The organism is Sedimentitalea nanhaiensis DSM 24252 (assembly GCF_000473225.1).
GTDB classification, from domain to species: Bacteria; Pseudomonadota; Alphaproteobacteria; order Rhodobacterales; family Rhodobacteraceae; genus Sedimentitalea; species Sedimentitalea nanhaiensis.
Genome location: NZ_KI421509.1, coordinates 3516002 through 3531625, shown reverse-complemented (window position 1 = coordinate 3531625; position 15624 = coordinate 3516002). Strand labels below are relative to the sequence as shown.

Here is a 15624-nt window from a genome sequence, read left to right as displayed (position 1 = left end):
GTACACCGGAACCCATTGGCCCTGCACAATTCTGGTGGCGATTGACGGCTCAGGACAAGCAGCGCAATTGTGCTGACGGGATCTTGATCGGGCGTGCCTCTGGCAAACCGGATCAAAACGGTGTTTCGTGGGGAGCAAACCCGGCCCCATGGAACCCCCCAGGACACCAGATGCCAGAGACCGAAACAGACGAAACGCGGCCAGACCGGCGCTCGGTGCTGCTCGTGGGGCTTGGGATCCTAGTCACAGGGGGGCTGGCCTATCGCGAAATCTGGCTGGCACCGGATTATGCGGGCAAGGCATTCAGCGTCTCCGAGGCCTACGATCTGGCTTCGGCAGGGCATATTTTGCTGATTGACATCCGCCGCCCGGACGAGTGGCGCGACACCGGCCTGCCCCAAGGTGCACTTCCGATCGACATGCGCAGCGACGATTTTACCGCCGCCCTGATCAAGGCTGCCGGAACCGACTTGACCAAGCCCATCGCCCTGATCTGTGCGCGGGGGGTACGCTCGGCCCGGCTGGCCAACCGTCTCAGCCAGGCGGGTTTTATTAACGTTGTCGATGTTCCCGAGGGCATGTTGGGATCAAGCGCGGGTCCCGGCTGGCTGGCCGCGAACCTGCCGGTGGAGCCCTATACCGGAGACGCGCAGTGATCCGAGCCCTGGGTCTTGTACTGGGCCTGTGCGTGATCGCGTCCACGGCACAGTCCGCCTGCGGTTCCGCCCCGACGGCCTGCAAGATGCCTGCCGGCGAATACCACATTGCGCTGCCGGAGTCCGGGTCCGCGCCAATCGTCGTATTCCTGCATGGTGCGGGCAGCAACGGGGCGAACGTGATGCGCAACACAGGCATGGTGAACAGCCTGCGCAGGCGGGGCTATGCCGTGCTGGCCCCGACCGGAGCCCGGATCTTTGGCAAAGGGCCGGGGCGCAGCTGGAATTTCCTGCCCGAAATGCAGGGCCGCGACGAAACCCGGTTCCTGCAGGATGTCGTTGCCGACGCCGCCGACCGCTTTGATCTGAACCCCAAGCGGGTGCTGCTGGCCGGGTTTTCCGCCGGCGGGTTCATGGTCAACTATCTGGCCTGCACCGCCCCTGACACATTTGCCGCCTATGCCCCGGTGTCAGGCGGCTTCTGGCGACCGCAACCCGAGCGTTGCGGCGGGCCGGTCAGGCTGTTTCACACCCACGGCTGGCGCGACGCCACCGTACCGCTTGAGGGTCGTTTTCTGGGCGAGGGCCGCTATCAGCAGGGCGACATCTTTGCCGGGCTTCAGCTCTGGCGCGCCACCAATCTGTGCGGCGATGAAAAACCCAGCAGCACCGCCCTGACCGATCCGTTCTGGCGCCGCAAATGGGAGGACTGCACCCAGGACAGCGCGCTGGAACTGGCGTTGTTTTCCGGCGCGCACCAGGTTCCGCCGGGCTGGGCCGACATGGTGCTCGACTGGTTCGAGACCCCGCTGAAAAATTGACTATTCCGCCGCGGTCGCCGCCGCGCGCCGATCAAGCCGGGCTTTCAACTCGCTGCGGTAATGCCGCGCCGCGCGCGTAATCAGCGGTTCGCGGTACACTTCGCGGGTGCCCATCCAGCCCCCCGCCATCGACAGGCCGCTCAAGGCCGACAGCGGCACGGCGCAGATCAGGCTGACGGCAATCGGCAATAACCAGGGCGAGACCACCCCCGCCACAATGCCGCTCGTCAACACCACTCCGCTCAGGGTTTCCAGCGCATGGCATTTCATCAGCGTGCCCAAGCCATATCGCCCGCCTTCGCGGGCCTGCGGTGACCAGCCGTGCTGCAAGCCCAGCCAGGTGCGGAACACGGCGATCATCTGTTGTACCATCAGGATCGGCGCATACAGCACCGACAGCAGCACTTCGGACAAGAACGACAGCGCAAACCGCCAGCCGCCACCAAAATCGCGGAACCGCGACCCCGTCAGCGGCAACGCGGCGATGCCCAACAGTTTCGGCGCCAACAGCATGGCATACATCAGCACGATGATCAGCACATGCCGCGCCTCGGTCATCTCCGGCCAGGTCGGCATCAGCGGGTTGGTTTCGCTGAAATAGGTCAGAACGCTGGCGTCCTCGGCCACCCCGATCAAGGCCCACATCACCAGCAGCGCAAACCAGATCGGCGACATCAGATAGCCCACCGCGCCGTGGAACATATGAAACCGGCTGATCGAACGGAAGCCCCGCGACCACAGCAGATTGAGGTGTTGCAGGTTGCCCTGACACCAGCGCCGGTCCCGCAGGATATGGTCGACCAGAGTCTGTGGCGTTTCCTCATAGCTGCCCCGAATGCGCGGCAAGAATCGCACGCCCCATCCGGCGCGGCGCAACAGTCCGGCCTCGACGAAATCGTGACTCATGATCAGCCTGTCCTGACCGCGCCAGGTGCGCAGATGCGGCAACCCGGCACAGGAGGCAAAGGCCTCGGTGCGGATGATAGCATTGTGCCCCCAATAGTTGCCTTCCTGACCGCACCAGCGCGACACCCCCTCGGCGAGGGCGGCACCATAAACACCGTTGGCAAACTGCTGCATCCGCGCAAACACCGATTGCGCACCGATCAGCTGCGGAAAGCTCTGGATCAGCCCTGCGCCCGGATCGGCCGACAGCGCCTCGGTCAGCCGCAGAATCGCCCGCCCGGTCATCAGGCTGTCGGCATCCAGAACAAGCATCGCCGGATAGTTTCCGCCCCAGTTTGCCACCCAGTCGGCAATGTTGCCCACCTTGCGATCCGTATTCTGTTGCCGACGGCGATAGTACAGGTTGACGCCCGGCAACAGCGAAGCCTGCAAGGCCAGAACGCTCTCCTGCTCTTGCGCCGCGATGGCGTCGTCCTGCGTATCGCTGAGGATGAACATCGAATAGTCATGCCCACCGCCATGGGCGCGCAGTTCTTCCAGCATCGATCGCGCATTGCCCAGAACATACCATGGCACCTCGTTATAAATCGGCATCAACAGAGCGACTTTCAGAGGCTGCGACCGGGTGCGAACCGTAGGGACACGCCGCTGCGACAACGAGAACATTCCCAACCCAACGGTGCTGACGGTGAAGGCGATCCAGAAAAAGTTGAAACAGATCAGAACCAGCAGGATTGCCTCGACCGCGCTCAGCCCTGCGTCGTCAAACCAGCCGTATATCACCCAGGTCAGGCCCAGCGTAGCCAGGATGGCCGGGCTGAACGCCATCAGACGCGCCCGCCAAAGGCCGCGCACCGGTGCCGCGCCAGGCGCGCTGCAGTCATGGAATACAGTATTGAAATCCTGTTCCGGCATCGCCACTGGTGCGCGTGGTGGCATGATATGCAAATCGCCGCTCATGCGGTCCACCGATACAGCCAGACTTCACTGGCCATCTGGTCGCCCTTGCGCAACTGGGCCCGCAATTCCACCATCTGGCGGTCGCCAGGCTCAAAGCCAAAGGCCAGACGCAGACCGCCGGTTTCAGGGTTGTGCTGCAACACGCCGGGCGTGGTCTCGACCTGCGGCGAGCTGACATGGATCTGAAGCGCGTCAATCCCGTCGTCAAACAGCGGATCGGCTTCGAAATCCACGGTCACCACGCGATTGCCGTGAAATCCCTGCCCCATCCGTGTGTTCAGCACGCGGGGATATTGCACCGCAACCGGCGCCTGCCCCCCCCAGCTGAGCCGATAGGACAGATCGATCCGCGCTCCGGGCGGATACGCGGTCGCAGGGCGCCAGAACGCGACGATATTGTCATAGATCTCGCGATCTGCCGGGATTTCGACCAGCGTCACCGCCCCGTTGCCCCAATCGCCGCGCGGTTCGACCCACACGCCGGGGCGACGATGGTAATGCGCTTCGAGATCGGCAAAATCCGACAGTTTGCGCGCGCGCTGCATCAACCCGAACCCGCGCGGTGCTGAATCGACAAAAGACGACACCTGCAACTGTTTTGGATTGGCCAGCGGTCGCCACAACACCTCGCCCGCGCCGTTCAGGATCATCAGACCGTCGCTGTCATGCACCGCCGGGCGGAAGTCGTCGAAACGATTGCGGTTGGTCTCGTCGAACAGGAACATGCTGGTCAACGGCCCGAACCCGACATGGTCCAGTTCCGCGCGCGCAAATAGCGTCGCCTGCACGTCCATGACGCAGGCGGCACCGGGGGTGATTTCGAACCGGTATGCCCCGGTCACGCTGGGGCTGTCCATCAGGGCGTGCACCACCATGCTGCGCTGGCCCGGTTCCGGACGCTCCAGCCAGAACCGGACAAAATCGGGGAACTCTTCGCCCGCCGGGTCGCCGGTGCGCAGGGCCACCCCCCGCGCGGACAGACCATAGACCTGACCCAGCCCGATGGCGCGAAAATAGCTGGCACCCTGAAACACGCAAAACTCGTCGGTCTGTCCCGGGCGGTGCATCTCGGTGCGCAACCGCAATCCCGAGAACCCCAGCGTCTCGTCCACCGGCAGATCGGGAACGCTCTCGGATTTCTCGAACATCGACAGATCGAACGCCACCTGCGATGCGGTGCCGTCTTGAACTGTGTCGACCTTGATCGCGCGGGGAAAGTACAATCCGGGCGTAAAGAAATCGACGTTGAAGGGCGCGTCGCTGCCATACCACAGGGCGGCCTCGGGTCGAAAACGGATCAGCTTGTACTGTTCATATGTCAGATCGCGCCACACCTGCGGCACGGTCTCGCGCGGCGTGTATCTGGTTGCGGCGCGGGCCTCGGCCATGGCCACGATCTGCGCGGGATCGAAGCCCGCGCCAGTGGCCCCGGCCACACCGGACGCAGCCAGTGCAAAGGCCGAAGTGGTGGCTAAAAAATGTCGACGTGTCAATGTCATGCGCGTTTGCTCCGCCACGGATGCGACTTGAACCAACCCGCGATATAGGCAACCGCAATAATCATTGCAAAGCCCGCGAGATTGACCAGCAAAACGGCGGCGGAACTCCGCCCGATCTGATCCAGAACAAAGCCCAACAGGCGGGCGACCGCCATCGAAAACACAAAAACCGCCAGCGATTGCTGACCGACCTTGGTGATGATTTTCAACACCACCTGCCAGACCTGTGCAAACGCACCGGTGCCCGCCGCGCGCAACCGCTGCCCACCCTCTCCGGCGGCGATCCAGGCCAGATAGGCCAACGCCAGAAAATGCAGGTACCGCAGCACGCCAAAGTTGGTCTTGTCGCGCAGGCTGAACCCGGTGGCGGTCTCTTGCGCGCTGAACAACGACCAGACCTCGCGGAAGCGCTCGCCCAGAGCCGGGCTGGCATCGTTTACCCAGTTGAACACCTTCCACGACCCGAATGGCGCGGTCAGGATCAGAAAGGCAAAACAGGCCCAGGCCAGCGTCCGCGACACCGGCGGAGCGGGCAACCAACCGCGCATCAGGGCGAAGCCGGTGAAAAACAGCAACTGCCAGCCAAACGGATTAAAGAACCACGGCCGTTCGGACCAGGGCTCGGCGGGCAGCGACAACAGGTTCAGCGTCGCCCCCAGCCAGATCACGATACTGGCAACGGCCACGGCCCGCAGATCGATACGGGCCAGCGCCATGAACAGCGGCATCAGCGCCAGCACCACCAGATACATCGGAAGAATGTCGAAATAGTTCGGCACATAGGTCAGGGTGAACATGCCGACGATCTGCGGCATCGGATCGGCAAAAAAGCGACCCAGGTTCAGCCCGTCGACATAGCTTTTATCGAACACGCCATAAGTGTCGAGCGCCGCCATCAGCATCGCAACAAAGAAGAACAGCCCGATATGCGCCCAATAGACCTGCCAGACCCGAAACACGACCCGCGCTGTGCCCATTGCCCAGCCCCTGCGCGCATAGGCCCCGCCAAAGGCGATGGCCGACGCCATGCCCGAACAGAACACAAAGATCTCGGTGGCATCGGACCAGCCGAACCGGGCCGGAATCCAGCTGCTCCAGGGGTTGAACGGGATATGCGCGATCAGGATGATGAACATCGCGATGCCGCGGTAGAAATCAAGCCGCGGGTCACGTTGGGCCGCCGCCGCAACAGGTGTCGCAGGCGGAGACAGGAATTGCGTGGGGGGCGAAACTGTCGCCATTGTCGTGTCCTGAGTAAGTAAAATCACTGAGCCGGAAGGCTTTGGGCACCGGCCTGCCCGCGACCAACCGCAATCAGATCGCGCCGGGCAGCGGCATAGGCATCCTCGGTTCCGGCACGGTACAACTGACGTTCGTTCAGAATCGCCTCGGCCTGATCAAGATGCCCGGCCCGCAGCCCTGCGTCGATGGTCAGGCGTTCAAATACATCACGTTGTGCGTGACTGCCACCCGCCATCTGCATGGCTGTGCGCGCGTGCAACAGTTGTGCAAAAGCCTCGCCATAACGCGCCTCGCCAAAGGCGCTCAGGCCCTGCGCCGCAGCCAGGCCCGGATCTGCCATTCGGGCATTCATGTCACCGGTACCCTGCGCATCCCGATGCATTCGGCCCAACATCTGTGCCACCTCGGCCTCGCGATTGTCCGCCGTGAGGGCCAGCAGATAGTGCAGGTCGGCAAAGATCAAACAGCCATCTTCCGTGCGCGCCGCGCTGAGATCGGCCAGTTCCCGCCACCGCGCTCCGACGTCGAAACCTTCCAGCTCCAACCGCATCAACAGAGAGGTGGCATTGGAGATGTCGCGGTAATCATCGGTCTTGTCGGCCCGGATGGCCGTGTCATACAGATCCAGCACCGCGTCGATCTGGCCCTGATCCAGATGCATCAGTGCCTTGTGCCACCAGACGTGGTAGCGGAAGTTGTTGCAATGGGACCAGGCCGCTTCGCGCCCCGCCAGCCAATCCAGCCCCTTGGCGGCGTTGCCTGTCATGTCATGCACATGCGCAACCGCATGCAGCCCCCATGCATCGTCCGGCGCGGTCCAAAGCGCCTGGCGCCCGACGATCTCGGCCCGTTCATAGTCGCCGGTTTCCTCGAGCGCAAAGGCGTGGCATCCCAACACGTACCCGTGCGCGGCATGGTCGGAGCGATAGGCAGGCAACACCCGCTCCAGCGACCGGCGCATGCCCTTGGCATCGCCCAGCACAAAGCGAACCGCATGGATGAGCTTCATTGCCAACGCGTCTTCGGGATGATCGCGCAGCACGTCTTCGAGCAGGCCGACAGCCCGCCGGGGCCAGCCTTGCATCCAGCTATCCAGCGCCTGGACATAACGCCGTTCGCGCAGATCGGCATGACCGGCGGCAAGACCGGACTGCGCCGCCGCAAGATCGTCGCGGGCAACCGTCAGCAGCTCTCGTCGCCCCAACAGCAGATAGAACATCCCCTTGACCGCATGTCCCAGAGCAAATCCCGGTTCGGCCTGCAAAACGGCCAGCAGATGCTTGGGCGTCACCGCAGCATGGGCCAAAAATCCCAGCATCGCGGCATTCCAGTCCTGCAGGCTGCCGGTTTGGGTCAGACTGGTTGGCTGGCCGAAAATGTCGTGCTGCATGCGCAAGTCCTGTTCTGTTAAGTGCGGTTCGCTCCGCATGACGCTTAACAAACTGTAAGCCCTTGAAATATCTCTATCGACGCCACTCGCGTATTGGTGAAAGCCCGTGTGGGCAATGCGAGGATTGTTGCCATCGGCCGCTCGTCATTTGGGCGGATTGCCGCGCGGCGTGGGGCCAAATGATGCGGCGGAACGACAACAAGGCCAACGCCCCGCCACCAGCGGCGCAATCGAATCGGGGTCAGAGACGGCCGTCGTAGGCCGCCGGATCGATCTGCGCCGCAATCACCGTAAACCGATCGGCATCCATCGCATGCTGCAAGGCCGCGCGCAGCTCGCCGCGGTTGCGCACCGTGACCCCGTTGCCGCCAAAGGCCTGCCCCATCGCGGCAAAATCGTGCCGGGCGAAATCAACGCCGAGATTGGGCATCTGACGCTGACGCTGTTTCAGCTCGATCAACGCCAGACTGGCATCGACAAACACGACAAAGATCGCCGCCGTGCCAAGTTCGGCTGCCGTTGCCAGTTCGCCCGCCACCATCAAAAGGCCCGCGTCGCCGGAAAAGCTGACCACCGGTCGGGCCGGTTCCGACAACTTTAGTCCGATGGCCATTGGAACCGCACACCCCATGGTGCACAGCGCCGAAGACTGGATCAGACCACGCGCCTCGTGACAGGACCACATCTGCGACAGCAGGATGCGGTGTGCGCCGCTGTCGGCGGTGGCCAGCGTCTCGGCGGGCAACACAGCGCGGGTTTCGGCGATGATGGCGGCCGGACCCCATGGCTCGTCTACCGGAAAGGCCTGTGCCAGACCGGCCTTTGCCGCAGCCGGTTCGCCCCGAGGCCAGGTCGCCTGAGCCTTGACGTTTTGTGCCAGCGCTTCCAGCGTTGCGCCGATATCCGCCACAAAATGCAGGCCGGCCTGATGCATATAGTGGCTGTTCGCTTCTGCCGCGATGTCGATGACGTTCTGGCGCAGCGGATCCCAGGCCTCGCGCCAGCCGGGGCGCATCTCGATCGGATCGTACCCGATGGCAAGTATCAGATCGGCCCGTTCCACCAGCGGCAAAAGCTGGCGGTCGGCCAGCGGGGACAGCCCCGCCGCCCCCAGACACAGGGGATGATCCTCGTCGACCACGCCTTTTGCCTTGTAGGTGGTCACAAAGGGAATGGCGAAATGCTCGACAAACGCCCGCAGCACCGGGCCGATGTCCGCGCTCAACACATCCAGACCGATCACCACCAGCGGTCGCTCGGCCTGTGTCAGCCACGCCTTGGCCAGCGCCAGATCTGCCCCTTGGGGCACCACCTTGCCGATCGCCGCGCGCCGCCGCCGTGGCGCTGACGGGGCCGGCGCATCCGCAACATTGATCGGAACGTCAACATGCACCGGGCCCGGGCGCGGGTCGGTCGCGATTGTCACCGCCTTGTCGGCAATTGTATCCGCCCCCCCGGACGTCAGCCGGAAACTTGCCTTGGTGATCGGGCGAAACACCGCCTGATGATCCAGAACCTGATGGGTATAGGTCAGCGCCTCGTCGGCATCGACACAGCCGGTCAGGACGATCATCGGCACCCGGTCTTGCAACGCGTTGGCCACCACATTGACACCGTTCATCGCGCCGGGTCCCAGCGTCGCCACCAGAAGGGCCGGTGCATGGTCGCGATGATGCACGCCTTCGGCCATGAAACCGGCAGCATTTTCGTGCTTGGCCAGATGAAAGGCAATTCCGGCCCGCTCCAACGCATCAACCAGCGTCAGAACCTCGCCGCCGGGCATACCGAATGCATGGCGGCACCCCGCCTCGTACAACCGTTGCGCCAAAACATCGGCGGCACGAAGGGTCTGGTCGGGCATGAGGCGGGCTCCGGTGATTTCTGCCGGTGCAGATTGCCCGGCCCGGCTCCCTTCGCAACCCCGGTCACAGCAGTGTGACTACTGTGTCGCAGCCGTGGCGATGGCGGCAAACCGGGCATCCAGCGCCAGGGCCAATGCCGCCAGGTCCTCGCCACCTTCTTCCATATAGGGCATGAGGACATGGCTCGGGGTCTTATAGGACAGGGTGCCTCGGCCATCCGGATTTTCGGTGACATAGAACCGGATCGGCGTCTCGATCATCGCCGCTGTGGACAGCGCAAGAATCTGAACTGCAAAATCATTGTTGAACACGCCAATGACCCGGTTGCCGGCAATGGTGATGCCACGGCTGGCCGCCCTCTGGGTCGGGCCGGCCTCGGTCACAACGCCCATGCCATTGGCTCCGGCCGCGGATTTCACCGCCTCGATCAACTCGGCATAGGGTTTGTCGGTTGCCTGTACCACCCAGCCTTCGCGCGCGGTCAGCCCCTGTGCCAACAGGCTGTTGACCCAGATCAGGCTGCAAATCGGGATCCAAAGCAGGCCTGCGCGCATCGGGTCTCTCGTGTTGTGCCGGTTCAGACCACCCTGCACGCGCCAGCCGCGTTTGGATAGTCACAATCACGTATTGCGGCAGCCCCCGCTTGCACGGCGATCAAAAGCGGATAGAACCGCGTCATGCAGCATCCTGACCTTCCCCTTACCCATGACCTGGTCCTGATCGGCGGCGGCCACACACATGCGCTGGTTCTGCGCAAATGGGGCATGCGCCCGCTGCCCGGTGCGCGGGTCACGCTGATCAACCCCGGTCCGACCGCCCCCTATTCCGGCATGCTGCCCGGATTTATCGCCGGTCACTATACGCGCGACGAATTGGATATCGACCTTATCCGACTGGCGCGATTTGCCGGGGCGCGGATCGTGTTGGGCGCAGCACAGGACATCGACCTCACCCACCGGCACGTGATCGTGCCGGACCGCCCGCCGATTGCATTTGACGTCTGCTCGATCGATGTGGGCATCACCTCGGCCATGCCGACCCTGCCAGGCTTTGAAGACCACGCGATACCGGCCAAACCACTGGGCCGGTTCGCCGCACAGTGGGACACCTATCTGGCGGGCACCACACCTGCACGGATAGTCGTGCTGGGCGCGGGCGTCGCCGGGGCGGAGCTGGCGATGGCCATGACCCATGCGCTGCGGACGCGTGACCGGGACGGCACCGTCACCCTGATCGACCGCTCCGACGCCCTGACGGCCATTGGGGCCGCCGCAGGCGACCGGGTTCTGCGGCAGATGAATGACCTGGGTATCACGGTGCTGACCAACACCAAAATCGCCAGGGTGACCGGGCAGGCTGTCATGTTGTCAGATGGCCGCGCCATTGAGGCCGATTTTGTCACCGGTGCCGCCGGAGCGCGGCCTTATGACTGGCTGGCGAACACCGGTCTGACACATGACCACGGGTTCATTTCGGTCGATGCCACACTGCAAACCAGCGACCCGGCGGTCTTTGCGGTCGGGGACTGTGCCCAAATGACGGCCGCGCCACGCCCCAAGGCCGGGGTCTATGCGGTGCGGCAGGCACCGATCCTGTATGACAACCTGTGCGCCGCACTCGCGGGTGGCCCGATGCGACGGTACCGGCCACAGCAGGGCTATCTCAAGCTGGTATCTCTGGGCGGACAATCGGCGCTGGCAGAGCGGTTCGGGCTTGCGCTCAGCGGTCCCTCGATGTGGCGCTGGAAGGATCGTATCGACCGCAAATTCATGAACCGGTTCCGCGATCTGCCCGCCATGGGGGCCGTCGATCTGCCGCCGGTGCACACCACCGGGCTGGTCGAGGCGATGGGCGACAAACCGATGTGCGGCGGATGTGGGGCCAAGGTCGGGCGCGGGGCGCTGCGCGACGTCCTGGCGGAGTTGCCCGCCAATCAACGTGACGACATCACCGCCCTTCCCGGCGACGACGCGGCCTTGCTGCAAACCGGCGGTGCGCAGCAGGTGATGACATCCGACCACCTGCGCGCCTTTGTGAACGATCCGGTGATCATGACCCGCATCGCCGCCATTCACGCGCTGGGGGATATCTGGGCGATGGGGGCCGCGCCACAAGCCGCCACCGCAACCGTCATTCTGCCGCGCCTGTCTGCGCCGATGCAGCAACGCACCCTGCTTGAAATCATGCAGACCGCCAACGAAACCATCCGCGCCGCCGGGGCCGAGATCGTTGGTGGCCACACCTCGGTCGGCAGTGAGCTGACCATCGGGTTCACCCTCACCGGCCTGTGCGACCGCGCCCCGATCACCCTGGCGGGCGGGCGGGCGGGAGATGTGCTGATCCTGACCAAACCGCTGGGAAGCGGGGTTCTGATGGCGGCAGAAATGGCCGGAAAGGCCAAAGGGGCGTGGATTGCAGCGGCGATCCGGCAAATGACTCAATCACAGGCGAAGGCATCGCAGATTCTGGCCATGGCCCATGCAATGACCGACGTCACCGGGTTTGGCCTGGCCGGTCATCTGCTTGGGATCTGCGAGGCCTCGGGTACCGGTGCGACGCTTGATCTGGCCGCGATACCGGTGATGGCGGGCGCAGAGCAGATGGCCGGTGCCGGGGTGCGCTCCACCCTGTTCGCCGCCAATCGTGTGCAGGTTCCCTCGCTTCCTGACGGCGGCAAGGCCGATCTGCTGTTTGATCCGCAAACCGCGGGCGGGCTGCTTGCGGCGGTCAAGGCGGATCGGGCCGATGATATGGTAGCGGAGCTAAAGCAACAGGGTTATCCTGCGGCCAGGGTCGGCGTGCTGACCTCTGAAACCGCTCAGATTGCGCTGGGGTCCGGCTGAACACCGGCCATCAACACCCGTTCTATTTCTGACGCCGCCCTGTCCAGCCCGGATGCGTCCAGGGCAGAGGCCTGCACCCGCGCAATCACCGGGGCATCCACGGCCAGGCGCGACTTGTCGTAAGACGGGTCGTAGTGCTGCTGCATCAGATCGCGGGTCAATCCGGGCTTGTCTCCGGCCTCGATCCGTTCGAACCAGCCATCGACGATGGCGTGACCACGATGGGGCCGCAGCTTGTCCAGTTGCGTCATCAGGCTGTCGGCCTCTGACAAGATATCATCATAAGCCCGCACCAGATAATCGGTCCGCGCCGAAATCGGGGCGGTGATCGCGATCCGGGGGGCCGTTTTCATCGCCCCCCATACACTCGGCGGCAGAAACAGCCGCCCGATCTTGCTGGACTCTGCCTCAATCAGCACCGGTCGCGCCGGATCCAGCGCGCTCAGGGCCACGGCCAGTCGGGTCTCGAACGCTTTCTGACTGGGCTGACCGCCCGGCATCTGCCCCAAAAGCGATCCGCGATGCCCGGCCAGCCCCTCAAGGTCCAGCATCTGCCCGCCGCGCGCCTCCACCAGATGCAGCAATTCGGTCTTGGCCGTGCCGGTGTACCCGTCCAGCGCAATCAGGCGATGCGGCAGCGGCTGTTGGTACAGGGCCGCATTCACCAGCCTGCGATAGCTGCGATAACCGCCTTCGATCACTTCGGACCGCCAGCCGATCTGGCCCAGCATCCAGCCAAACGAGCCCGACCGCTGCCCGCCTCTCCAGCAATAGACCAGAGGCCGCCAGCCGCCGTCGAAATCGCGCAGGGTGGTGTCGATATGTGCGGCGGTGTTGCGAAACACCAGTGCCGCACCGATCTTGCGGGCCAGAAACGGGCTTTGCTGCACATAGATCGTTCCGACCTCGGCGCGTTCGTCATTGTCCAGCACCGGCAGGTTGATCGCCCCGGGCACATGATCTTCGGCATATTCGGCGGGGCTGCGCACGTCGATCACGGTATCAAAGCCGTGGTTCAAGAGGGCGGTCAGCGTATCAAAGCGTTGCGACATACCCCCCTGTAGCGCGCCGCGTGTCCGGGCGAAAGTCCGCGATTATGCGACCAGTGGATCGATCAGCCCGGCCCCGGTGGCGCGGTTGGCATTCACCGCCGGATCGACCCGATGAAATTGCAGCACATCCTCTGCGCCCGGTCGCATCAGCTGCGCCGCCCCTCTGCCCGCCTCTCCCAGCCACAATGGCCAGTCCGACGGCTCCAGGATCAGCGGCATCCGGCGGTGTATGCCCGACAGGGTGCGATTGGCCGCCGTGGTGACGATAGCGCAGGTATCTTGGGGCATTTCCCTGCCCCACCCCTGCCAGACACCGGCAAAGGCAATCGCGGCCGCATCGGTTCGCCGGATATACCATGGCAGCCGGTTGCCGGCCTCGTCTTTGGTCCATTCATAAAAACCGCTCGCAACGATCAGGCACCGCCGCTTGCGGCAGGCCAGACGAAACGCCGGCTTTTCTGCCAATGTCTCGGCGCGGGCGTTGATCAGCAGGGGCCCGGCATTCTCCGCCGTGTACCAATGCGGCAGAAACCCCCAGCGCATCGCCACCAGCCGCCGCCCGGTTTCCCCCTGGCACACCACATGCACGGCGTTGGTCGGGCAGACGTTATAGTTGGGCACCTGCGGCATCCTGTTCGCCGGCCGCGCGGCAAACAGTTGCGCCATGGCATCGCCGGGCAGGGTTATGGCAAAGCGTCCACACATGCCGGTCAGCAAGGACCGGAACGAAGTGCGCGGCCATTCCGCACCATCGTCCGGCGGTTACTTCTGGCTGATTCGCCCGTCCAAATAGGGCTGATAAGGCTTGTTTTCCGCCAGGAATTCGGCCGTCACATCGGCCAGATCGGGACCATAGTCATAAGCGTCCTTGTCATCGCCCGCGAACATCTTGAAGCCGTCGCCGCCATTGCGGACATAGTTGTTGGTGACCACCAGATAGCTGGCCGCCGGATCGATCGGGGCAAAACCGTCCTCGGTGGCAACCATCACCTCGATGATGCGGCCTTGGTTCGGGGCCACGGACGGATCCCAGGTGAATTTCAGCCCGGCCACTTGCGGGAACCGGCCCTTGACCTCTTCCACCTGGCTGACCCCGTTCTCAAGCGCGTCGATCACGGTCTGTCCACTGATCCGAAAAGTCGACAACGTGTTCTGGAACGGCAGCACGGTCAGGACCTCGCCCATGGTCACGTCGCCCGCATCGATACTGGCGCGCAGCCCGCCGGAATTGGCAATCGCGATCTGTGCGCCCTGATCCGCGACCCGGTTCAGCATCGCATCGGCCACAAGGTTGCCCATCTCGCATTCCTGCACCCGGCAAACATCACGCTCGCCATTGATCGGAGCCGCCGCCGCCGCCACCACCTGATTACGGATTTCCTCGAGCGGGGCGGCCAATTCGGCAATCCGTGTCACGGTCGCCTCGTCCTGCACCACGGTGCCATCCATCACAATCGGCTCGCCCACCGCCTGGGTCAAGTTGCCGTTGTCATCAAAGGTAACGTTCAGCTCGCCCAGGAACTTGCCATAGGCATAGGCCTGCACAATCGCCGTATCGCCCACCATCGTCGGATAGGGACCGACGGCACCGTCCCTGGCGTTACTGAGCAGGGTGTTGGAATGCCCGCCCACGATCACGTCGACCCCGGTCGTTTCCGCCGCGACCCGCTTATCGACCGCATAGCCGGAATGGCTGAGCACGATGATCTTGTTGACCCCCTCGGCCGTCAGGCGATCGACCTCGGCCTGTACCGCCGCGACCGGGTCGGAAAAGGTGATGTTCGGTCCCGGCGCGGCCAGATCGCCGGTGTCCTCGGGTGTCAGCCCGATCAGACCCAGCTTTTGCCCGCCGCGTTCGATCACGGTGGATTTCTGCAACTTGCCTGCCAGCAATTCTTCGGCGGATATGTCGGCATTGGACATCAACACCGGAAAATCGACCGCATCCATAAAACCGCGCAATACTGCGGGGCCATCGTCGAATTCGTGGTTGCCCACGGTCATCGCATCATAGCCCAGCTTGTTCATCATCTCAGCCGCGACCTTGCCCTTGTAATAGGTATAAAACAAAGTGCCCTGGAACTGGTCGCCCCCATCCACCAGGATCGATGTGTCCGACCGTGCCCGCGCATCCGCAATCGCCGTGACCAGCCGGGCGATGCCGCCAAAACACTTGCCCTCGGCATTGTCCGCAGGGTCGCAACCGCTGTCATATTTGCTGATCGGCTCGAACCGGGCGTGAAAGTCGTTGGTATGCAGGATGGTCAGCGCATAGTCGGCGGTCGCAACACCGGCGGTCAGGCCAAGGGCCGCAGCGCAAGTCAGAAGGCGGGTCAGCATGATGGATCTCCCAGGTTTTTTTCGTTTCGTATTTGGCCAGATCGTGCGCCGCT

The 15624-nt window shown here is 63.7% G+C and carries 12 protein-coding genes; 3 read left to right on the top strand and 9 right to left on the bottom strand.

Going from position 1 to position 15624, the window contains the following annotated elements; genetic code table 11:
* Nucleotides 1–170 precede the first annotated feature (170 nt).
* Complete coding sequence (locus tag NANH_RS26615; protein WP_036050079.1) at nt 171–656, top strand: rhodanese-like domain-containing protein; 486 nt, start codon at nt 171–173, stop codon at nt 654–656.
* Nucleotides 653–1477: an alpha/beta hydrolase family esterase gene (locus tag NANH_RS0119360; RefSeq protein ID WP_245601469.1), complete on the top strand. Its 825-nt coding sequence runs from the start codon at nt 653–655 to the stop codon at nt 1475–1477. The genes NANH_RS26615 and NANH_RS0119360 overlap by 4 nt, the downstream gene beginning before the upstream one ends.
* Here the strand turns inward: NANH_RS0119360 and mdoH are convergent, their stop codons facing one another.
* The 6 genes from mdoH to NANH_RS0119330 form a co-directional block, all read right to left on the bottom strand.
* Nucleotides 1478–3343, bottom strand: coding sequence for a glucans biosynthesis glucosyltransferase MdoH (mdoH, locus tag NANH_RS0119355; RefSeq protein ID WP_027263564.1), 1866 nt, complete (start codon nt 3341–3343; stop codon nt 1478–1480). It lies immediately after the preceding gene.
* The gene (locus tag NANH_RS0119350; protein WP_027263563.1) at nt 3340–4842 is read right to left on the bottom strand and encodes a glucan biosynthesis protein; all 1503 of its coding nucleotides are present in this window, start codon (nt 4840–4842) and stop codon (nt 3340–3342) included. Before NANH_RS0119350 ends, mdoH begins: the two co-directional genes overlap by 4 nt.
* Complete coding sequence (locus NANH_RS0119345; protein ID WP_027263562.1) at nt 4839–6083, bottom strand: OpgC family protein; 1245 nt, start codon at nt 6081–6083, stop codon at nt 4839–4841. Before NANH_RS0119345 ends, NANH_RS0119350 begins: the two co-directional genes overlap by 4 nt.
* 23 nt (nt 6084–6106) lie before the next feature.
* Nucleotides 6107–7474, bottom strand: coding sequence for a tetratricopeptide repeat protein (locus NANH_RS0119340; protein ID WP_027263561.1), 1368 nt, complete (start codon nt 7472–7474; stop codon nt 6107–6109).
* 241 nt (nt 7475–7715) lie between these two features.
* Nucleotides 7716–9335: a thiamine pyrophosphate-binding protein gene (locus NANH_RS0119335; protein WP_027263560.1), complete on the bottom strand. Its 1620-nt coding sequence runs from the start codon at nt 9333–9335 to the stop codon at nt 7716–7718.
* Nucleotides 9336–9413: 78 nt separating this feature from the next.
* Nucleotides 9414–9890: a DUF302 domain-containing protein gene (locus tag NANH_RS0119330; protein ID WP_051372512.1), complete on the bottom strand. Its 477-nt coding sequence runs from the start codon at nt 9888–9890 to the stop codon at nt 9414–9416.
* A gap of 123 nt (nt 9891–10013) precedes the next feature.
* Between NANH_RS0119330 and selD the strand changes: the two genes are divergently transcribed.
* Entirely contained in the window at nt 10014–12179 is a 2166-nt protein-coding gene (selD, locus tag NANH_RS0119325; protein ID WP_027263558.1) for a selenide, water dikinase SelD, read from the top strand.
* Here the strand turns inward: selD and mnmH are convergent.
* From mnmH to NANH_RS0119310, 3 genes are read right to left on the bottom strand one after another with little or no spacing between them, the layout of a single operon-like run.
* Nucleotides 12155–13231, bottom strand: a complete 1077-nt coding sequence (gene mnmH, locus NANH_RS0119320) for a tRNA 2-selenouridine(34) synthase MnmH (protein ID WP_027263557.1) — start codon at nt 13229–13231, stop codon at nt 12155–12157. The genes selD and mnmH overlap by 25 nt on opposite strands.
* 42 nt (nt 13232–13273) lie before the next feature.
* Nucleotides 13274–13936 carry an SOS response-associated peptidase gene (locus NANH_RS0119315; protein WP_027263556.1) on the bottom strand — a complete coding sequence of 221 codons (663 nt, stop codon included), beginning with the start codon at nt 13934–13936 and terminating at the stop codon, nt 13274–13276.
* A gap of 57 nt (nt 13937–13993) precedes the next feature.
* Nucleotides 13994–15571: a bifunctional metallophosphatase/5'-nucleotidase gene (locus tag NANH_RS0119310; protein WP_027263555.1), complete on the bottom strand. Its 1578-nt coding sequence runs from the start codon at nt 15569–15571 to the stop codon at nt 13994–13996.
* Between the last annotated feature and the right edge of the window lie 53 nt (nt 15572–15624).

Coding starts and splice junctions, on each gene's coding strand:
- NANH_RS0119350 (WP_027263563.1), bottom strand. CDS start 4,842: ATGACATTGACACGTCGACATTTTTTAGCCACCACTTCGGCCTTTGCA.
- NANH_RS0119335 (WP_027263560.1), bottom strand. CDS start 9,335: ATGCCCGACCAGACCCTTCGTGCCGCCGATGTTTTGGCGCAACGGTTG.
- NANH_RS0119340 (WP_027263561.1), bottom strand. CDS start 7,474: ATGCAGCACGACATTTTCGGCCAGCCAACCAGTCTGACCCAAACCGGC.
- NANH_RS0119315 (WP_027263556.1), bottom strand. CDS start 13,936: ATGTGTGGACGCTTTGCCATAACCCTGCCCGGCGATGCCATGGCGCAA.
- NANH_RS26615 (WP_036050079.1), top strand. CDS start 171: ATGCCAGAGACCGAAACAGACGAAACGCGGCCAGACCGGCGCTCGGTG.
- NANH_RS0119310 (WP_027263555.1), bottom strand. CDS start 15,571: ATGCTGACCCGCCTTCTGACTTGCGCTGCGGCCCTTGGCCTGACCGCC.
- mnmH (WP_027263557.1), bottom strand. CDS start 13,231: ATGTCGCAACGCTTTGATACGCTGACCGCCCTCTTGAACCACGGCTTT.
- NANH_RS0119345 (WP_027263562.1), bottom strand. CDS start 6,083: ATGGCGACAGTTTCGCCCCCCACGCAATTCCTGTCTCCGCCTGCGACA.
- NANH_RS0119330 (WP_051372512.1), bottom strand. CDS start 9,890: ATGCGCGCAGGCCTGCTTTGGATCCCGATTTGCAGCCTGATCTGGGTC.
- mdoH (WP_027263564.1), bottom strand. CDS start 3,343: ATGAGCGGCGATTTGCATATCATGCCACCACGCGCACCAGTGGCGATG.
- selD (WP_027263558.1), top strand. CDS start 10,014: ATGCAGCATCCTGACCTTCCCCTTACCCATGACCTGGTCCTGATCGGC.